At 70.4% G+C, this 18,796-nt stretch carries 9 protein-coding genes, 1 tRNA gene and 5 pseudogenes; 13 read left to right on the top strand and 2 right to left on the bottom strand.

The features are described 5' to 3' along the window. Positions 1-262: pseudogene (locus ABEA77_RS26625) on the bottom strand (hypothetical protein); the annotation flags it as partial. Positions 263-471: 209 nt separating this feature from the next. Here ABEA77_RS26625 and ABEA77_RS26620 point away from each other — a divergent pair. The 6 genes and pseudogenes from ABEA77_RS26620 to ABEA77_RS26595 all read left to right on the top strand — a co-directional run. After that, positions 472-813, top strand: a pseudogene (locus ABEA77_RS26620) (IS630 family transposase); the annotation flags it as partial. Positions 814-937: 124 nt separating this feature from the next. Further along, the gene (locus ABEA77_RS26615; protein ID WP_345652681.1) at positions 938-1,939 is read left to right on the top strand and encodes a terpene synthase family protein; all 1,002 of its coding nucleotides are present in this window, start codon (positions 938-940) and stop codon (positions 1,937-1,939) included. A 67-nt stretch (positions 1,940-2,006) separates the two neighbouring features. Next, positions 2,007-3,078, top strand: a pseudogene (locus ABEA77_RS26610) (IS630 family transposase); the annotation flags it as partial. Positions 3,079-3,659: 581 nt separating this feature from the next. Further along, positions 3,660-7,445, top strand: coding sequence for a caspase, EACC1-associated type (locus ABEA77_RS26605; RefSeq protein ID WP_345652678.1), 3,786 nt, complete (start codon positions 3,660-3,662; stop codon positions 7,443-7,445). A gap of 220 nt (positions 7,446-7,665) precedes the next feature. Continuing rightward, positions 7,666-8,036, top strand: a pseudogene (locus ABEA77_RS26600) (transposase); the annotation flags it as partial. A gap of 8 nt (positions 8,037-8,044) precedes the next feature. Continuing rightward, on the top strand, positions 8,045-8,329 hold the full coding sequence (locus ABEA77_RS26595) for a hypothetical protein (RefSeq protein ID WP_345652675.1): 285 nt from the start codon (positions 8,045-8,047) through the stop codon (positions 8,327-8,329). A 248-nt stretch (positions 8,330-8,577) separates the two neighbouring features. Here ABEA77_RS26595 and ABEA77_RS26590 read toward each other — a convergent pair. Beyond that, positions 8,578-8,653, bottom strand: a tRNA-Arg gene (locus ABEA77_RS26590). Between the two features lie 318 nt (positions 8,654-8,971). On the opposite strand from ABEA77_RS26590, the gene ABEA77_RS26585 reads away from it, so the two are divergent. The 7 genes and pseudogenes from ABEA77_RS26585 (at position 8,972) to ABEA77_RS26555 (ending at position 18,772) form a co-directional block, all read left to right on the top strand. Continuing rightward, the gene (locus ABEA77_RS26585; protein WP_345652700.1) at positions 8,972-10,567 is read left to right on the top strand and encodes a dynamin family protein; all 1,596 of its coding nucleotides are present in this window, start codon (positions 8,972-8,974) and stop codon (positions 10,565-10,567) included. A gap of 233 nt (positions 10,568-10,800) precedes the next feature. Further along, a complete protein-coding gene (locus tag ABEA77_RS26580; RefSeq protein WP_425588395.1) occupies positions 10,801-12,570 on the top strand; it encodes a YfjP family GTPase in 1,770 nt (589 codons plus the stop codon). Positions 12,571-12,770: 200 nt separating this feature from the next. After that, positions 12,771-13,131, top strand: a pseudogene (locus ABEA77_RS26575) (single-stranded DNA-binding protein); the annotation flags it as partial. A gap of 925 nt (positions 13,132-14,056) precedes the next feature. Beyond that, a complete protein-coding gene (locus ABEA77_RS26570; RefSeq protein ID WP_345652672.1) occupies positions 14,057-15,424 on the top strand; it encodes a Cys-Gln thioester bond-forming surface protein in 1,368 nt (455 codons plus the stop codon). Positions 15,425-15,856: 432 nt separating this feature from the next. Further along, complete coding sequence (gene ettA, locus ABEA77_RS26565; RefSeq protein WP_345652669.1) at positions 15,857-17,521, top strand: energy-dependent translational throttle protein EttA; 1,665 nt, start codon at positions 15,857-15,859, stop codon at positions 17,519-17,521. 1 nt (position 17,522) lies between these two features. Then, on the top strand, positions 17,523-17,951 hold the full coding sequence (locus tag ABEA77_RS26560; protein WP_345652667.1) for an acyl-CoA thioesterase: 429 nt from the start codon (positions 17,523-17,525) through the stop codon (positions 17,949-17,951). Between the two features lie 116 nt (positions 17,952-18,067). After that, positions 18,068-18,772: a DUF8010 domain-containing protein gene (locus ABEA77_RS26555; protein ID WP_345652694.1), complete on the top strand. Its 705-nt coding sequence runs from the start codon at positions 18,068-18,070 to the stop codon at positions 18,770-18,772. Positions 18,773-18,796 lie beyond the last annotated feature (24 nt).

The raw sequence follows: 18,796 nt of genomic DNA, 5'->3' as shown, positions 1-18,796 counted from the left end.
CGGCCTCGAACCGCCGCGCCCCACCGGCCAGGAGCCCCCGCTCCTGTCCTGGAAGAGCGCGTGGGAGCCCGCTCCGCGCGACCTGGTACTCCGCCTCGACGCGGAGTACGCGGAAGCCGGGGGCCAGGGGGTGATGGCGGGCGCGCTGCGGCTCGCGCTGCGGGAGTTTGCACCGCCGGCCACCCTCGCGGGTGACGATGAGTATCGTGACCCACTCGACCAAGGCGTGAGGCAGGTCGAGTGCGGCAGGATAGGGAACCAACAGGGCTCTTGTGCTCCTGAGTTGAGACGTCGAACACCTCCCTCAACGACACGGGGCCCTGTCCGTTGCGCACCCCGACCCCGCGCCGCCCCGTCACCCGGTCAGTGGCCACTCTGAAAACGCTCATTCTGAAACGATCAGTTACTGAGGTTGAACTCCCAGTGCCGTAGGGGCTTTTAGGTGTGGCCGGCCTGCGGTATGACGGTGGGATGCGGTATCCACAGGGTGGCGGGCTGACTGCCGAACGGCAGCAGTTTCGCGAGGGGGTACGGGTCCGGGTGGCCGAGCGGTTCGCGGGCGGTGAGGCGAGCTCGGTGATCGTCAAGGATCTGCGGGTCAAGGACCTGCGGGTCAGCGTCCGGTCGGTGCAGCGGTGGAGGCCGGCCTGGGAAGGGGACGGGTTGCGGGCTCTGCGTTCGCAGGGGCCGACGTCGTTGCCGCGCTTGAGTGAGGCCCAGTTCGCCGTGTTGGAGGCGGAGTTGGCCAAGGGTCCGGCTGTGCACGGCCGGGAGGACCAGCGCTGGACCCTGAACCGCGTGAAGACGGTGATATAGATCGCCTCGCAGTCGTCATATATCTGACGGATGGACAGGGATCCTCAGGGAAAGGAGAGTGCATCACAGTTACCCTGCAACTGACCGCTTACTAGAGAAAAATCGACAAGGAGAATACATCGTGCGTCCCCACTTCGATATTCCGAGCGGTTCAGGGGTCAACGCCCACCGAGCTGCGGCTGAAGAAGCCAACCTCGCCTGGTTACGGGGCCATGGGATGCTCAGGTCCCCTGCTGCCGTGAAGCGTTACCAGTCGTGGCAGCTAGGGGGCCTCGCAGCACGATGCTGGCCATCGGTCGAACTCACGGACTTGATTTTGGCGCTCGACCTGAAGTCATTTTATTTCCTCTTCGACGATCAGTTCGACCGCCCAGAAATAACTGATGCCGGCAGCCGCATTCACTCGGTATGCGACGCATTATGCGCTATCGCCCATAACCCCACCAAGGCGAGGGCCGATACGCCATTGACCTCGGCGTTCGCAGATCTGTGGCAGCGGGCACGACAGGGGATGAGCCCCGCCTGGCGGTTGCGCACCGCTCACCACTGGGAGCGATATTTCTGCGCTCAGGCATACGAGGCACTGACTCACGACGCGCACCCACAGCCGACACTGGACTCGTACTACGCGGTTCGTGGTGGAACAGCAGCGACGGAATCGGTCCTTGACATGATCGAACGTCTCGTGCACACGGAGGTCATCAGCTTACTCTGGCACAGCCCTCAGCTCCGACTAATGCGCGAAACCGCCGCGCAAGTACCTTTCCTGGCCAACGACGTGTATTCCTACCCCAAGGAGGCAGCCCGCGGCGACGCCTACAACCTCGTGGCGGTGCTCCACCGAACCACTGGTCTCTCGCTCTCGGACGCCATCAAGGAAGTGGAGGCGTTGATCCGCGAGAGCGTCCGCCGATTCTTCCGCCTCTCGGGCGAACTATCGGAGCTTTGCTCCCAGATGGCCCTGTCGCAGGCCCAGTCCGATGTGGTCCTCCGCTACGCCCAGGCACTCGCAGACTGGTTGTGTGGACACAACGACTGGATGACGACGACAGCTCGCTACGCGCCGAGCGCCGCCCGTCCCTCCACCGAACCGGGATATGAGGACGACCTCCTCGCCCGTTGATCACATGCCTGAGACTGTGTCCCATTGTCCTGAGTCGTTAGTTCACAGGCGGTTGTAGGCTGGAGTGGTGCCTGGCCCGAAGCCGTTGTTGTTGGAGTTGTCCGATCACGAACGCCGGGTGCTGCCAGGCTCGTTGCGCAAGCAGACCGCCTCTCAGGCACTGGTGCTGCGGTCGAGGATCGTGCTGGCGTGTGCGGAGGGTCGGTCGAACGCTCGGGTCGCGGATGACCTGGGTGTCTCGCGGGAGACGGTGCGTAGGTGGCGGGCCCGGTGCGCCGCGGACCGGTTGGAGGGGCTGGTGGACCGGCCGCGTCCCGGGGGCCCCGCGGAAGATCACGGACGAGCAGGTCGAGGCCCTGGTTGCCAGGACGCTGGACCAGACGCCGGCGGCCGGTGACTCGCACGGGTCGACGCGCTCGATGGCTCAGGCGGCAGGGATGTCGCAGTCGGCTGTCTCACGGATCTGGCGGGCGTTCGGTCTCAAGCCGCACATCGTGGAGACCTGGAAACTGTCGACCGACCCACAGTTCGTGGCCAAGGTTCGGGACGTGGTGGGCATCTACCTCACCCCTCCGGAGAACGCTCTGGTCCTGGCGGTGGACGAGAAGTCGCAGATACAGGCCCTGGACCGCGCCCAGCCGGTGTTGCCGATGGCGCCGACCGTGCCGGCGAGGATGGCCCATGACTACGTCCGGCACGGCACGACCAGCCTTTTCGCCGCCCCGGACATCGCCTCCGGCTCGGTCATCTCCCAGCACTACCGCCGCGACCGCCACCAGGAGTTCCTCCGCTTCCTGAAGATCGTCGATAACGCCGTGCCCAAGGATCTCGAACTGCACCTGGTCCTGGACAACTACGCGACTCACAAGACCGGGCCGGTCAAGAACTGGCTGCTGCGTCACCCCCGCTTCCACCTGCACTTCACCCCCACCTCGGCGTCCTGGCTCAACCTTGTCGAACGCTGGTTCGTCGAGCTGACCTGCCGCAATCTCCGCCGCTCGGCCCACCGCAGCGTCGTCGAACTCGAACGGGACATCCGCCGCTGGATCAACGAGTGGAACAAGAACCCCAGGCCGTTCGTCTGGACGAAGACCGCCGACGACATCCTCGACACCCTCGCCGCATACTGCACACGAACTAACGACTCAGGACACCAGGTCGGACGCTCGGCTCGGACATGTCTCCTCCGACGCTTCGGGGTGGCCGGATGCCGCCCCTCCCGTGCGCCCCTGGCTGATTCTTGCAAGAGCCCGCATGCGAAAGTCGCCGGACAGGGCGAGCACATCCGCGAACGCAAGGAGCAGTACATGCGCAACGGGGGAACACCGTGGACGATCGCCGTGTCCACAGGCGGTGACACGCTCCGGCAGGAGCGTCTCACTCGGGATCTGCACGACGCCCTGAACAGGGCGGACAGTCTCGTCGTCGGTTTCCACGACGCCGACGCACCTGCCACACCGGGGCAAAAGGGTGCCGGTGTGGGTGAGGTAGCTCTCTGGGCCACTGGTGCCGCCGCTGTCGCCCGCCCGGCGTCCCAGGTCCTGATCACTCTGATCAAGGAATGGTGCGCCAAGGACCGGCACCGCAAGGTCGTGGTCACGGTGGGGGACGACTCCATCGAGATCACCGGACGTCCGGACGCCGCACAGGAACGTATGGTCCGTGATTTTCAGGACAGGATTGCCGGCGAGGGCGGCCCCGAACCGGATAATGGCGCGGCATGACCCGCTACCACAAACGCCGGGCTCTCCTGATCGGCAACGAGAACTACGACGACGGCCGCTTCTCACCGCTGGCCTCCGTTCGGGCAGACCTGTGGGGACTTACCCAGGTGCTGAAGCACCGCAACATCGGCAACTTCGTCTCCGTCCAGACCGAAACGGATCTCACCGCCGATGACATGCGGGCAGTCATCGGCGAGTTTCTCCAAGAGCGCGACGAGGACGAACTGGCGCTCGTGTACGTCTCAGGCCACGGTGTGCGCACTGTGCGCGATGGCGGCGAGTTCCACTTCGTCGCCAAGGACACCGATTACGACCGGGTGGCTGCGACCAGTGTCAGCGCCGGGTTCCTCAACGACGCTCTGGAGGAATGTGTCGCCCCGCAGAAGATCGTGATGATCGACTGCTGCCGCAGCGGCGGCTTCGCCATGGGCCTGCGCACGTCGGACCGGCGGGACGACAACTCCGTGTCCAAATCTGGTGAGCAGCCGCCACTGACCAGCAGGGGCGTGTACGTCCTGTCGTCCTCGCGGGCCGGGGAGGACTCTTACGCGGACACGGGCAGAGGCGACAACGTGAAGCCATCGGCCTTCACCGGCGAAGTCGTCGAGGCGCTGCGCACGGGGAAGGTCAGCAAGGACGGTGGCAGCGCTGTGACAGTCAGTGACCTGTTCCACTACGTGAACCGACGCATGCGTGCCCAGGACGGCGGTCGCCAGGTGCCGGTGCACTCCGCGCTCGGCGTCGACGACCGCATCATCATCGCGGACAGCCCCTTCGGCCGAGCCCCCGTCCTCGATCCTCTGAGCTCTCGGCCCCAGCCCATCGCCGAAGCAGCTTCACAAGCACGCACTGCGAAGTCCGTTCATTCACAGCCTAGTTGGGCCGACTTGCTAGACTACTACGGTGAGTGCGTCCTTGCCGAGAGCGCTGAGACACCTCTGATGGACGTGAGCCGTCAGGGCGCGTCATACGTGTGCCTGGCCGGCGCGGAAAGACTTATCTCAGGCGACGTCGACGATGACGGCTGCATAACTCTCCCCGGCGAAGCGGCCCCGCTGGTGGACTCCGCAGCCGAGGAGGACGCCGAGCTCTGGGCGGGGTACCCGGCCATAGTCCTTTCCGGGCCACGCGCCGGACGCCCCTGGCGGCAGCAGAAGTTCGCACCCCTGCTGGTTCGTCGGGTCGAGATCGTCCAGGACGAGGGTGAGGTGCGACTCAAGCCGTACGGCCCGGTCCAGCCGCATCCTCAGCTGGCTCTCGACTGGCTGGGAGAGGAGGAGGCCAACCAGCTCATCGACACGTTCCAGCCGTCCTGGCATCGAGGGCAACACGACCGTATGGCGGTGGAGGTGCGCAATCTCCTCACTCAGGAGTTCGAGCTACCGTGCGTGCAGGAGCTCCGTCCCGACCAACTCGCCGACCGCATCGACGTCCGCACACCCGGACACGGAGCCCGCAACACGGCAGTCCTGTTCGCGTCACGTCCTCAGACCGGCTTCACAAAGGGGCTTCTCAAGGACTTCGCCGGCATCGCCGACCAGATAGACCAGATCGGGCAGACCGCCCTCGGTGCACTAGCCCCTGATGGCTCGCAGCGAGCCGAGTCCCACGCCCTCACGAGGCCCGAACCCGCGCACCTCGTGACGCCGCTGCCCTCAAACGAAGCCCAGACGGCGGTTCTCCGGTCTGCAATGACACGCCGCCTCACAGTGGCCACGGGCCCGCCAGGCACCGGCAAGAGCCAGCTGGTTGCAAATCTCGTGGCCACGGCGATCGCGGCAGGTCAGACGGTATTGGTCGCGTCCACCAACAACGACGCCGTGGACGAGGTCTGGCACCGCTGCGACAAACTGGTGCCCGGCAGCGTCGTGCGCACAGGCTCTGCGCGGAAGAACGGCAAGAGCAACGCGGAGTACGAGGCCGCCGCGCTCCATGCGCTACGTACCGGTCCTGAGCCGCCCACCACTGTGGCCACGGCGTCCATGGCCACGGCCCTGGCCGCCGACCGCCTGGCAGAAGCACGGCAAGGTCTGGCGCACATCGCGGAGACCGAGGCGCGGCTTCGTCGGGCAGGCGAAGCTCGTGCCTACCACTCCGAACAGCTCGGGAGCACCGTCACCGAACTCCAGCGCCTGCTCGCAGGCACCCCAGGACCACGGGAGCTGGAGAACAAGTCACGCCGCCTCGCCCAAGCGCGCTTCCTCGGATCGTGGCGCCGATCCCGATTCCTGCGCACGACCGGGCTGGAGGGGCACGCCGATGATCCCGCCGCGGCATGCCTGGCGCTTGCCGGCTTCGCCGCGGCCGAGGCGGAATGGAGTGACGGGCACGAGCAAGCGGCGGCCGTTGACGACACCGCACTCACCCGAACTCTCCGTGAAGCGGAGAGCGCCCTCCAGGGCGCATCACGCACGCTACTCGCTACCACGGTCCAAGCAGCCGCCTGGGCCGGACGCCGCCGCATTCTCGACCTGCTGACGGCTCGCGACGGCAAACGGAGTGACTGGCCGCAGATGCGGAGAGTGTTGGGTCGCTCGAACGGGTCTCCAGACACGCCCGCCGTAGCCGGATGGGCCGTCACCAGTCTTTCCGCCCGACGATTTCCGCTGGGCCCGGCACTGTTCGATCTCGTCATTGTCGACGAGGCCAGTCAGTGCGCTATCCCTCACGTTCTGCCACTGCTGTTCAGGGCGCAGCGCGCCCTTGTCATCGGTGACCCCCTGCAGCTGACGCACATCACTGAGACCAGCCCCCACCGTGAGGCTCTCATCCGGCGCGGGAACGGACTGCGGTCCGATTGGTTGGAGAAGCATCACCTCGCCTATCGGCGCCACTCGGCGTACCACGCAGCTGAGCAATCCGCAGGCGGCACATTGCTTCTCGACGAGCACTTCCGCTGTCATCCCCAAATCGCCAGTATCTCCAACGACTTCTTCTACGACGGCGGACTGACAGTCCTCACTGACACCCGTGGCCGGCCTGCTCTGGCTCACCGCGCGTCCGTCATCTGGACAGATGTGACCGGACGCGCCGCACGCCCGCCGTTCGGTGGCTCCTGGGTCAATGAGGCCGAGATCCGCAAAGTGCAGGACAGCGTCCGCTATCTGCTAACGCAGCTCCCGCCCGAGGCCACTGTGGGCGTTGTTACTCCCTTCACAGCGCAGGCCGAGACGCTGCGTAAGCGGCTGCAGCCGTACGACGAGGAACGCCTTCGCATCGGTACGGTGCATACCTTCCAAGGTGGAGAACGCGATGTCATGGTGTTCTCACTCGTCGCCGGCGAGGGCATGCATCCGGGCGCCATCGAGTGGGTCAGTGGACAGCTGAACCTGTGGAACGTCGCCGTTACTCGGGCGCGCAGCCACCTCATCGTGGTAGGGGACAAGGAACTCTGGCGGAAGCGTGGTGGAGTGGGCGCAGCGCTGCTGGAGGCTGCGGACCGAAACGGCGTACTTCTCGATGGCGGAACCAATGAAGCGCTACTGAAACGCCTGTACCGGATCCTCTCCATGGCAGAGGGGGCCGTCGTCACGCTCGGCGAGTCGGTTAACGGGCATCCCGTAGACGCCCTGGTGGGTGACACCGGCACCACCGCTCCCCAGGCTGTATTGCTCGACAGGGGGATCGAGGAGGGCGCCGACGCGGCCCACCATCTGAGGCTCATGCTGCACCGGCGCAGCCTGCTGGGTAGTGAGGATGGAAAGGTCGAAGCCGTTCGATGGCCTGCTTGGAGGCTGTACGAGACGGGCCCACTCCGGAATCGAGCCAGGGGCACTGACTGATACGAGTGGTTGCTGCTCACAGAACTAAAGCTTTACGAGTTCGGCCAAGCCGACATACGCGACTTGGTCAGAGGGCGCACCAGCGGAAAAGAACGACACGAGGCTTCGCGTCAGCCGGGTCGCGTCGCCGAGGTCATACCAGAGTCCCAAAAGGAGGTACGCCGTCACTGAGAACTCCTAACGAAATGACCTTCAAGGTGGTTGGCTCACTCCGGGACTGATGACCTGGAGGTGTGGGGTGGCTCGGCCGCAGCCGTGGGATGTCGACGACGAGTTGTGGGCGGTGGTCGAGCCGCTGTTGCCCAAGGTTGAGCGTCGAACTCGGCATCCAGGACGCAGACGGCATCCGGACCGGCTGGTGTTCCAGAACATCCTGTTCGTGCTGCACACCGGGATCGCTTGGGAACACCTTCCGCAGGAGCTCGGCTTCGGGTCGGGCATGGCCTCCCGCTCGCCGCCACTCTGACCGGCGGCAACCGCAACGACGTCACCCAGCTGATCCCACTCCTCCAGGCCGTGCCGCCCGTGCGCGGCAAGCGCGGCCGACCCCGGCGCCGCCCGGACGTGGTCCTGGGCGACCGCGGCTATGACAGGGCGGCATGTTCGCGGGATCCGTCTTCCGGCGCGTCTGGGCCAAGGCCCGCGAGGCGATCCTGTCCGAGCACGAATTCGGGACGCCGACCGGCAAGCGCGTGTACGACGTGCGCCACACCTGCCTCACGACGTGGCTCAACAGCGGCATCCCGCCAGCCCAGGTCGCCGAATGGGCGGGCAACAGCGTCCCTGTCCTGTTGGCGATCTGTGCGCGCTGCATCGTCGGCCAACTGGACAACTACCTCAAACGGGTCGAAGGTGTCCAAGACCTCCCGAAGGTGGCGGCGTGAAGAGCGGCCCCGGAACCCCGCGAAGAACGGGTTCCTGGGCCGCTCCGCTGTGCACGGGAGGGCCTGGAGGCGCTCCCCGGGGCCCTCATTCTGTGGGACGCATGTGGGACGGACACCCGTAGAAAGCCGGTTTTGGCCGGTGTCAGCCGGACTCGGGCTCCAGCGGAGGGGGGAAGTCCGATTCGCCTCGGACGGTAGCCAAATGCGGCCTGAACTGCGGAAACGTCGCCCACCCGACGTGATGTCGGTGGCGCCCCCGGCAGGACTCGAACCTGCGGCCAAGCGCTTAGAAGGCGCCTGCTCTATCCACTGAGCTACGGGGGCCGGGTCGTGCTCGGCCGGTCCTTGGGCCGGCCGGGTCAAGGATAGGGGTGACCCTGCCTTGGCCCGAGTGCTTCACCCGCGTGGCACGTTGTGGAGGTTCGGTGAAGCGAACCGATAATTGCAGGCGATCGCCGATCGCGCAGCGGTTTTTGCCGTCCCCGCCCCGGCTGTTGTGCACTCGTTATGCCTGCGCCACCCTCGCCCCTTCTGTCCCTCCGGGTGACCCGTACGGTACTCCGTCGCATCCTATCGGCGCGCAGAGAGGGGTATACGCTTCAAAAACCTCACTAAATTGGGCATTCTTCGCATGTGGTGACCTTGGATGTACGGCCTGAGCTGATCGACGCACTCTCCGCACTGCGCGACCGTGTCGCCGCCGTGCGTCTTCCGCTTCCGCTGCCAGGCGCACCCCGCGCCCGGCAGAGCAGGAGCGAGCTGCTCGCGCAGCTGGACGACTACCTGCTGCCACGACTCAAGGACCCGGACGCCCCGCTGCTCGCCGTGGTCGGCGGGTCGACGGGCGGCGGGAAGTCCACGCTGGTCAACTCCCTGGCGGGGCGTCAGGTCAGCGAGGCGGGGGTGCTGCGGCCCACCACCCGTACGCCCGTCCTCGTCTGCCACCCCGACGACCATCACTGGTTCGCGGGAACGCGCGTCCTGCCGGGCTTCACCCGCCTGTGGCTGCCCGAGGACCGCGAGCAGATCCCGGCCTCCGCGCGCGGCGGAGACGGGCGGGGGGTGCTCGTCGTGGAGACCGAGCCGGGGCTGCCGCGCGGCCTCGCCCTCCTCGACGCGCCGGACGTCGACTCCCTCGTCGTCGAGAACCGGCTGCTCGCCGCCGAGTTGATCTGCGCGGCCGACGTCTGGGTGATGGTCACCACCGCCTCGCGCTACGCCGACGCCATCCCGTGGCACCTGCTGCGCGCCGCCAAGGAGTACGACGCGACGCTCGTCACCGTCCTCGACCGGGTGCCGCACCAGATGATCGGCGAGGTCTCCCGGCAGTACGCGGCGCTGCTGACGCGCGCGGGGCTCGGGGACGTACCCCGCTTCACCATCCCGGAGCTGCCGGAGTCGACGGGCGGTGGCAGCGGACTGCTGCCCACGACCGCCGTGGCGCCGCTGCTCGACTGGCTCACGCACCGGGCGGGCGACCCCGCTGCCCGGCAGCAGACCGTGGTGCGCACGGCGACCGGCGTGGTGCGCTCGCTCAACGCGCGCATGCCGGAACTCGCCTCCGCCGTCGCCTCCCAGCACGCCGCGGCCGGGCGGCTGATGAGCGCGGTGGACGACGCGTACGGCACGCAGGGCGAGCGGGTGCGGCGGCAGCTCAAGCAGGGCGCGGTGCTCGCGGGGGACGCCCGTACCCGCTGGCGCGGCTACCCGCGCGACAGCACGGCGGGCGAGCTGCTCGACTCGCTGGCGGAGAGCCTCGGCACGCTCCTCCAGTGCGCCGTGGCCGCCGCCGACGAGCAGATCGCCAGAGCCTGGGACCGGGAACCCGCGGCCAAGGTGCTGCTCGCCCCGGGCCGGGACGCCGAGGCCGGCGAGCGGATCGGTATGCGGGCCCGGCGCTGGCGCCGTGAGCTGGACGAACTCGCCGAGGAAGAGGTGCGGGAGCTCGACCGCAACGCCGCCCCTGAGCCCGAGACCGTGTCCGCGCTGCTCGCCGCGTCCCTGCTCGGCGGGCGGCGCACCCGCACCGCGGGGGAGCGGCTGGCCGAGCTGCTGGGCGCGCAGAGCGCGCTGCGGCTGCGCGACCGGGGCGCCGAGCTGCTGGCCACGTACATCGACCGGGTTCTGCACGGGGAGCGCGACCGGCGGCTCGCCCCCCTTGAGGCGCTCGGCGTGGCGCCGGAATCGCAGGCGGAACTGATCGCCGCGCTGTCCGTACTCCAGAAGGAGACGAGGTAACCCCTGTGAGTGATCTGGTGGATGTGGCCGACGTGAACGGCCCGGGCGGCGAACCGGAACGCGGCCCCAGGCGCCCGGCCGGGGCCCAGGGGCCGGCCCGGGACGGGCGGCGGAGGGTCGGCGCCGCCCCGGGCGCCGGGGCGGCGGGCCGGACGGGCGGGCCCGCCGAGGCCCGGACGGCGGCCGGCGGGGGCGCGGCGCCCGGGCCGGGCTCGCCCGGCTGGGACGACGGGCTGATCGCGCGCCGGGCCCGTACGCGGTCCGACGAGAGCGGCCCCGAGGGGCTGCTCACCGGTGGCGGCGGGCACGTCCCCATCGGCAGCCCCTACGCGGGGCCGCTGCGCACGCGGCTCGACGCGCTGGGCGAACTGGTCGGCCTCTCCCGCACCAGGGTCGACGCGACCGTGCTCGCCGAGGCGGGCCGGGTGCTCGACGAGGCGTCGACACGCCAGCGGCTCTCCTCCCGCCACACCGTCGTCGCGATCGCGGGCGCCACGGGCAGTGGGAAGTCCACGCTGTTCAACGCCCTGGCGGGGGTGCCGATCTCGGAGACGGGCCTGCGCAGGCCCACCACGGCCGCGCCCATCGCCTGCGTCTGGTCCGACGGCGCTGCGGGCCTGCTCGACCGGCTCGCCATCCCCGGCAGGCTGCGCCGCAAGCCCCTCGCGGGCGGCGACGGCGACGAGGAGCTGCACGGGCTCGTCCTCGTCGACCTGCCCGACCACGACTCCGCGGTCACCGCACACCGCGACCAGGTCGACCGGGTGCTCGGCCTGGTGGACGCGGTGATCTGGGTCGTCGACCCGGAGAAGTACGCCGACGCCGCGCTGCACGAGCGTTACCTGCGGCCCCTCGCGGGCCACGCCGAGGTCACCTTCGTCGTGCTCAACCAGGTCGACAGACTGCCGGGCGAGGCCGCCGAGCAGGTGCTCGACGACCTGCGCAGACTCCTCGACGAGGACGGCATGGCACTCGGCGAGTACGACGAGCCGGGCGCGACCGTGCTCGCCGTCTCCGCGCTCGGCGGCCAGGGCGTCGGCGAGCTGCGCGAACTGCTCGGCCGCTTCGTGCAGGAGCGCACGGCCGCGGAGCGGCGGCTCGCCGCCGACGTCGCGGCGGCCGCCGGCCGGCTGCGGCCGAGCTACCTCGCGGACGGGCGCCCCGGCCTCGGCGAGCGCTCGCGCGAGCAGTTCAACGACCTGCTCGCCTGGGCCGTCGGCGCGGTCGCTGCGGGCGAGGCGGCGGAGCGCGAGTGGCGCAGGAACGCGGGGCGCGCCTGCGGGACGCCGTGGCTGCGGCTGTGGCGGTGGTACGAGCGCACGCGCACGCCGGGCGCGGAGGCGCCGCAGGAGCCGCTGGTGGTCGAGGAGGAGGCCACGGCGCGCCAGCGGGTGGAGCAGGCCGTGCGCACCGTCGCGGACGAGGCGTCCACCGGGCTTCCCGCGCCGTGGGCGCATGCCGTGCGCGAGGCGGCGGTGCGCGGCGCCGAGGGCCTGCCCGAGGCGCTGGACGAACTGGCGGCAACGGCGGCGGCGCCGAGCGCCCGCCCGCCGCGGCCCGCGTGGTGGCCCGCGGCGGTGCTCGTGCAGGCGTCGATGACCCTGCTCCAGATCTTCGGGGCGCTGTGGCTGCTCGGCCAGATCGTGGGCGTCGTGCCGCCGGGGCTGCTGCCGCCCGCGTTGATCATGCTCGCGGGCATCGTCGGCGGCCCGGTGGTCGAGTGGGCGTGCGCGGCCGGGGCGAAGGGACCCGCGCGGCGGTACGGGCAGGACGTCGAGCGCCGACTGCGGGAGACCGCGGCGGGCTGCGGGCGTGCCCGGGTGCTCGACCCGGTCTCGGCGGAGCTGATGCGCTACCGGGAGGTACGGGAGCAGTTCGCGGCGGTCTCGGGCGTGGGGACCCTGCCGGGGAACGGGTTCGCGGGGAGCGCGCTGCCGGGCGGCGGGTTCGCGGGGACGCGCGGCACGGGTGCGGGGAGGCGCGGCTCTCGCTCGTCCGGGTGACGGGTTTTCCACAGGTGAGGTCCCGTCGGGGCGTTGTGGCGGCAGGTTGTCCACAGGCACCGGCGGGATCGTGGCGTCTGGGCCACTCTGGGGGCGGGAACCGGCGGTGGCGCCGGCGCGCTGATGCCGGTTCCGCTGCCGGGCAGGGCTGACCGCCTGCCGGTGGCAGCCGAGGTGTGCACGCACGGGGAGGGGCCGACATGACGGAGACAACGGTGACCCTGGTGGGGAACGTGGCGACCGGGGTGGAGTTCAGGGAGTCGCCCACGGGCGGTGTGGCGCGATTCCGCTTCGCCGTTCCGGTACGGCGGTGGGACAGGACCAGGGGCGACTGGACGGACGGGCCGACGAGTTTCTACACGGTCTGGGCCTGGCGGGCGCTCGCCGCGAACCTCGCGGCGTCCGTGTCGGTCGGCGAGCCCCTCGTCGTCCAGGGCAGGCTGCGGGTCAGGGAAGAGGACAGGGAGGGCAGGCGCAGGACGTTCGTGGACATCGAGGCCGCGGCCGCGGGCCACGACCTCGCCCGGGGCACCTCGATGTTCCGCCGGGTCGCGCGCGGCGGCCCTTCACGGGTGACGCCGAGTCAGGGCGTAGCAGTGGCGGGCCTGCTGGCGAGGGCGGGCGGACCGCGGGAGGCGGACCCCTGGGCCGCCCCCGCGGGCGCGGGCGCCGCGGGCGTCGACTGGGGAGCCGCCCGAGCGGAGGCGACCCGGGAGCCGGCGCGGGCGACGCGGGAGGAACCCGCGCGGGAGCGGGAGCGCGAGCCCGTACGGGCACGGGTGCGACAAGGAGGACAGCAACAGGCGCAGCTGTGGGCAGAGCCGGAGCCGCAGCCGGTGTCCGAGCCCGCATCGGAGCCGGCGTTGCGGGTGGGAGCCGTATCGGGACCGGGACCGGGACCGGCCCCGGGGCAGGGATCCGTGCGGCGGGACGAAGCGGTAGCGGGGGACAGGGTGGGGCCGGGTCCGGACGCGGGTTCGGTGCCGGAACGGGATACGGGGCCGCACCCCGAACCAGAGGGACCGCCGGGAGGGCGGGCGCGGACGCGGGCGCGGCCCAAGCGGGCGGTGGCGGACGATCCGGTGGCCGGCGCGGCAGCGGGCTGACGGCCGGACGCGCGGACCAGGGGGGCGAAGGGGGCACGCGAACGGCGGCCGCGCAACAGGGACTTGTCGACAAAGCCAAGGGCGTTAGCGCTGGTCATTCCTGTGACACGCCGCCCGGCGGTAACGATTGCGATTCGGTACGGCCGCCCGGACGCGGGAAGGTCATTCGCCGGATTCGCCCTCCCTAGGATTCCAGTGGTCCACGAGCCCGCACCAAGGGGCTCCGGGCGAAGGGGAATTCGGTGCTTTCTGTGATATCGGCCGCATCCGTACGAAGGTCCGGCCCGGTCCGTGCGTACGGCCCGTCCCGTACCGCCCGGCGCGGTGCGGTCCGCCCGGCCTCGGCGGCCCTCGTCGCCGGTCTGCTCGCCCTGGGCGCCGTGGCCGGCACCGGAAGCGCCGCGGCGGACGACTACGCGCTCCAGCGCACCGGCGGCGCGTCGGCCACGCTCGACGGCCTCGACGTGCACGCGGGCGCCGTCCTGCACACGAAGGACGCCGAGGGGCGGGCGCTCGACCAACCGCTGGACGCCGGCCTCTCCGAGATGAACGTGGACGGCGGCGGCAAGCTCAAGACGTACGGCGTCGACATCGACAACCCCGTCCAGGACGAGGCGAAGTACGTGGAGACGCCCTGGGCGCAGACCTCGCTCGGGGCCAACCGGAACGCGGGGAGGATCCTCTGGATACTGCACCACTCCTATCCGCAGGTCGATGACCTCTCCGCGCTGGCCGGCTCCGCCCGGACGGGCGCCCTGACCGCGCAGACCGCGGCGGCGGGGACGCAGGTGGCCATCTGGCGCCTCTCCGACGGCGTCGACGTGGACGCGGCCGACCCGCAGGCCGAGCGGCTGGCCGACTGGCTGGGGAAGCACGCGCGCACGATGGCCGAGCCGCGGGCCTCGCTCGCCCTCACCCCTGGCGCGGTCTCCGGCCCCGCAGGCCGGCCGATCGGGCCGGTCACGGTCGGCACCGGCGCGCAGAGCGTGACGGTGGGCCCGCCCGCCGACGAGAGCGGGAGCGGGGTCAGGGTCACCGACGCGAAGGGCCGGACGGTCACCACGGCGAAGAACGGCAGCAAGCTCTACTTCGACGTGCCGGTCCGCACCGGGCCGGGCGCCCAGAACGCGGGCACGGCGCGGCTGACCGTGCAGGCCACGGCGTCCGTGCCGGTCGGCAGGGCGTTCGCGGGCGTCAACAAGAGCCAGACGCAGATCCTCGCGGGGGCGAGCGACTCGACGGTCTCCGCGACGGCGTCCGGTACCTGGGCACCGGACGGCACGACGGCGACGCTCACGGCGCGCAAGGACTGTGACAAGGGCGGCGTGGACATCACGGCGGCCAACCAGGGCGAGGGCGTGTTCCGGTTCACGGCGGGCGGCGAGGCGGAGACCGTGGCGGCGGGCCGGGCGAAGACGGTGACGCTGCCGGTCTCCGAGGACCAGCGCTACGACCTCGCGGTCACCGGGGACCACGGGTTCCTCCAGCAGTTCTCCGGCACGCTCGACTGCCGGACCACCAGCGCGGCCCCGGACACCGAGCAGGGCATCTCCACCATGAGCGCGGCGTCCGTCGGCGGGACGGCGGGCGGTGACACCACGGACCTCGCGAGCGAGGGCCTCGCGGAGACAGGCTCGTCCAGCGCGACCCCGGTGTTCGCGGGCATCGCCATCGCGCTCGTGGTGATCGGCGGCGGCGTGATCTTCGCGGTCCGCACCCGCAGGACGGGCCCCGGCGCAACCGACTGACCGGCCGGCTGGAGCCCGCCGGGCCGTCCGCGCGGCCCCGCCGGGAGGGGGCGCGGAAAAAAACTCGGGGGAAACTCGGGGAAACGTGCCGCGGCGTTGAACGGCGGCCGCCGTCCGTCCGTATCTATGGGCGGAACGGGTGGCCTGGCGGGGCCACCCGTTCCGCCTTTGCCCGGCCCCGGCAGGGGTCGCGTACCTGCTCCGGCAGTGGTCCCGTACCTGCCCCGGCCGGGGTTCAGCACGGGCCCCCGTGCCGGGTCCGGTGCCGGGGGCGCAGGTCAGGCGGTAGGCCGGCGCGCGGGCGCGGGGAAGTGGCCGAGGATCGGGCGTACTGGTTTTCGCCGGGGGATGGACGGCTGGCAAGATGGGGTGTATCTGCCCTCACGCGGCGGAGCCGCACATTGGCCCTTCTCGAATGCCGGACGGTTTCTCTTGGCTGAGTACATCTACACGATGCGCAAGGCGCGCAAGGCGCACGGCGACAAGGTCATCCTCGATGACGTGACGCTGAGCTTCCTGCCGGGCGCGAAGATCGGTGTGGTCGGTCCGAACGGCGCCGGCAAGTCCACCGTGCTGAAGATCATGGCGGGCCTTGAGCAGCCTTCGAACGGCGACGCGTTCCTGGCGCCGGGGTACAGCGTCGGCATGCTGCTCCAGGAGCCCCCGCTTGACGACTCCAAGACGGTCCTGGAGAACGTCCAGATGGGCGCGGCGGAGATCATGGGCAAGCTCCACCGCTTCAACGAGGTGGCCGAGTTGATGGCGACGGACTACTCCGACGCCCTCATGGAGGAGATGGGCAAGCTCCAGGAGGACCTGGACCACGCCAACGCGTGGGACCTGGACACCCAGCTCGAACAGGCGATGGACGCGCTGGGCTGCCCGCCGGGCGACTGGCCGGTCACCAACCTCTCCGGCGGTGAGCGCCGCCGCGTCGCGCTCTGCAAGCTGCTGCTCGAAGCCCCCGACCTGCTGCTCCTCGACGAGCCCACCAACCACCTGGACGCCGAGTCCGTGCAGTGGCTGGAGCAGCACCTCGCGAAGTACGCGGGCACCGTCGTCGCCGTCACCCACGACCGGTACTTCCTCGACAACGTCGCCGGCTGGATCCTGGAGCTCGACCGTGGCCGCGCCATCGGCTACGAGGGCAACTACTCCACCTACCTGGAGACCAAGCAGACCCGCCTCAAGGTCGAGGGCCAGAAGGACGCCAAGCGGGCCAAGCGCCTCAAGGAGGAGCTGGAGTGGGTCCGCTCCAACGCCAAGGGCAGGCAGGCCAAGTCGAAGGCGCGCCTCGCCCGGTACGAGGAGATGGCGGCCGAGGCCGACAAGATGCGGAAGCTGGACTTCGAGGAGATCCAGATCCCGCCGGGCCCCCGCCTCGGCAATGTCGTCGTCGAGGTCGAGCACCTGTCGAAGGCGTTCGGTGAGAAGGTCCTCATCGACGACCTGTCGTTCACGCTGCCGCGCAACGGCATCGTCGGCGTCATCGGCCCCAACGGCGCGGGCAAGACCACGCTGTTCAAGATGATCCAGGGCCTGGAGACGCCGGACTCCGGCTCCATCAAGATCGGCGACACGGTCAAGATCAGCTATGTCGACCAGGGCCGCGCCAACATCGACCCGAAGAAGACGCTGTGGGCGGTCGTCTCCGACGAGCTCGACTACATCAACGTCGGCCAGGTCGAGATGCCGTCGCGGGCGTACGTCTCCGCGTTCGGCTTCAAGGGCCCGGACCAGCAGAAGCCCGCGGGGGTGCTCTCCGGCGGCGAGCGCAACCGGCTGAACCTCGCGCTCACCCTCAAGCAGGGTGGCAATCTGCTCCTCCTCGACGAGCCCACCAACGACCTCGACGTCGAGACGCTCTCCTCCCTGGAGAACGCGCTCCTCGACTTCCCCGGCTGCGCCGTCGTGGTCTCCCACGACCGGTGGTTCCTCGACCGCGTCGCGACGCACATCCTCGCCTACGAGGGCAACTCGAAGTGGTTCTGGTTCGAGGGCAACTACGAGTCGTACGAGAAGAACAAGGTGGAGCGGCTCGGCGCGGACGCGGCCAGGCCGCACCGCGCCACGTACCGGAAGCTGACGCGCGACTGACATGGCACGCTTCCTGTACCGCTGCCCGCTGCGCTGGGCGGACATGGACGCCTTCGGGCACGTCAACAACGTGGTCTTCCTCCGGTATCTGGAGGAGGCGCGCATCGACTTCATGTTCCGCCTGGCGCCGGACGACGGCTCGGCGTCGTTCTCCGGCGGGTCCGTCGTCGCCCGCCACGAGATCGACTACAAGCTGCCGCTCGTCCACCGCTACGAGCCGGTCCCCATCGAGCTGTGGGTGACCGAGATCAGAGCCGCGTCGCTGACCGTCGCCTACGAGGTGAAGGACCCGGCGACGGAGGAGGCGCCTGAGCGCCTGTACGTCCGGGCCTCGACCGTCGTCGTCCCGTACGACCTCGAAGCGCAGCGGCCGCGGCGGATCACCGCGGAGGAACGCTACTTCCTCCAGAAGTACCTGGACGACGAGTGAGCCGACCAGTGACCAGTGACCGGTGACCAGTGACGAGCAGGGACGGGGTGGGGGTCCTCGTGGGAGTGCCCGGTGACGACGCAGGCGTCGCGCCAGGCGGCGGGGCGCCCGGCCCGCTGCGTCTGGCCGACGCGGGGGAGGCGGCGGACCTCGCCGCCTTCCTCGGGCGCCTGCTGCACTACGACAGGGCGGCCGTGGTCCGGCTCCAGAGCGGGGCGGGCGCGCTCGCGGTGTTCGGGCGACCGCCCTCGTTCGAGGTCATCGCGGTCCGTACGGTCCGGCTGCGCGCCCCGCGCCCGGCGGACGGTGCCGTGCCGGCGCCGGACGGGCTCGATGTGACGGTGTCCGCGGGCGACCTGCTGGAGGGCGTGGCGGAGGAGCGCGCAGAGGTCGCCGTGCCCGCGCCCGTCACAGGACCGCCGTGGGCCGGGGTGCTGCCGCCGCGCGGCGGCTGGCGGCCCGTGCCCGGGCTGCCCGGTGTCACCCAGATGGCGCGGGCGGTGGCGGGCGCGGTCGCCGAGTTCCGGCGGCGCGACGAGGAGCTGCCCGCCGACCGGCGCACCCGGGGCGAGCGCGACCGCATCGGCCACGAGATCTGGTCGAGGACCCTCGGCGACACAGGCCTGCCGCTGCGCGCGGTGCACGCCGCCAGGTCGGTCGGCTTCCTGCGCCCGCCCGGCACCGCGGAGGGCGCGGGCGAGGCCGCGCTGTTCGCCGCGGGCGCCTGGCTGAGGCTGCGCACCGCGTACGGCTCGGTCGCGGTCCGCGTGGGCGGCTCGGGCCTGGCCGCTCTCCCCGGCCTCACCGTCACACGGGCCTGACCCGCCCGGCCTCGCCGTCGCACG

It is taken from the genome of Streptomyces tremellae (assembly GCF_039540215.1).
Classification (GTDB): domain Bacteria; phylum Actinomycetota; class Actinomycetes; order Streptomycetales; family Streptomycetaceae; genus Streptomyces; species Streptomyces tremellae.
This window is presented reverse-complemented; position numbering and strand designations above follow the sequence as displayed.

Coding starts and splice junctions, on each gene's coding strand:
- ABEA77_RS26605 (WP_345652678.1), top strand. CDS start 3,660: ATGACCCGCTACCACAAACGCCGGGCTCTCCTGATCGGCAACGAGAAC.
- ABEA77_RS26595 (WP_345652675.1), top strand. CDS start 8,045: ATGTTCGCGGGATCCGTCTTCCGGCGCGTCTGGGCCAAGGCCCGCGAG.
- ABEA77_RS26560 (WP_345652667.1), top strand. CDS start 17,523: ATGGCACGCTTCCTGTACCGCTGCCCGCTGCGCTGGGCGGACATGGAC.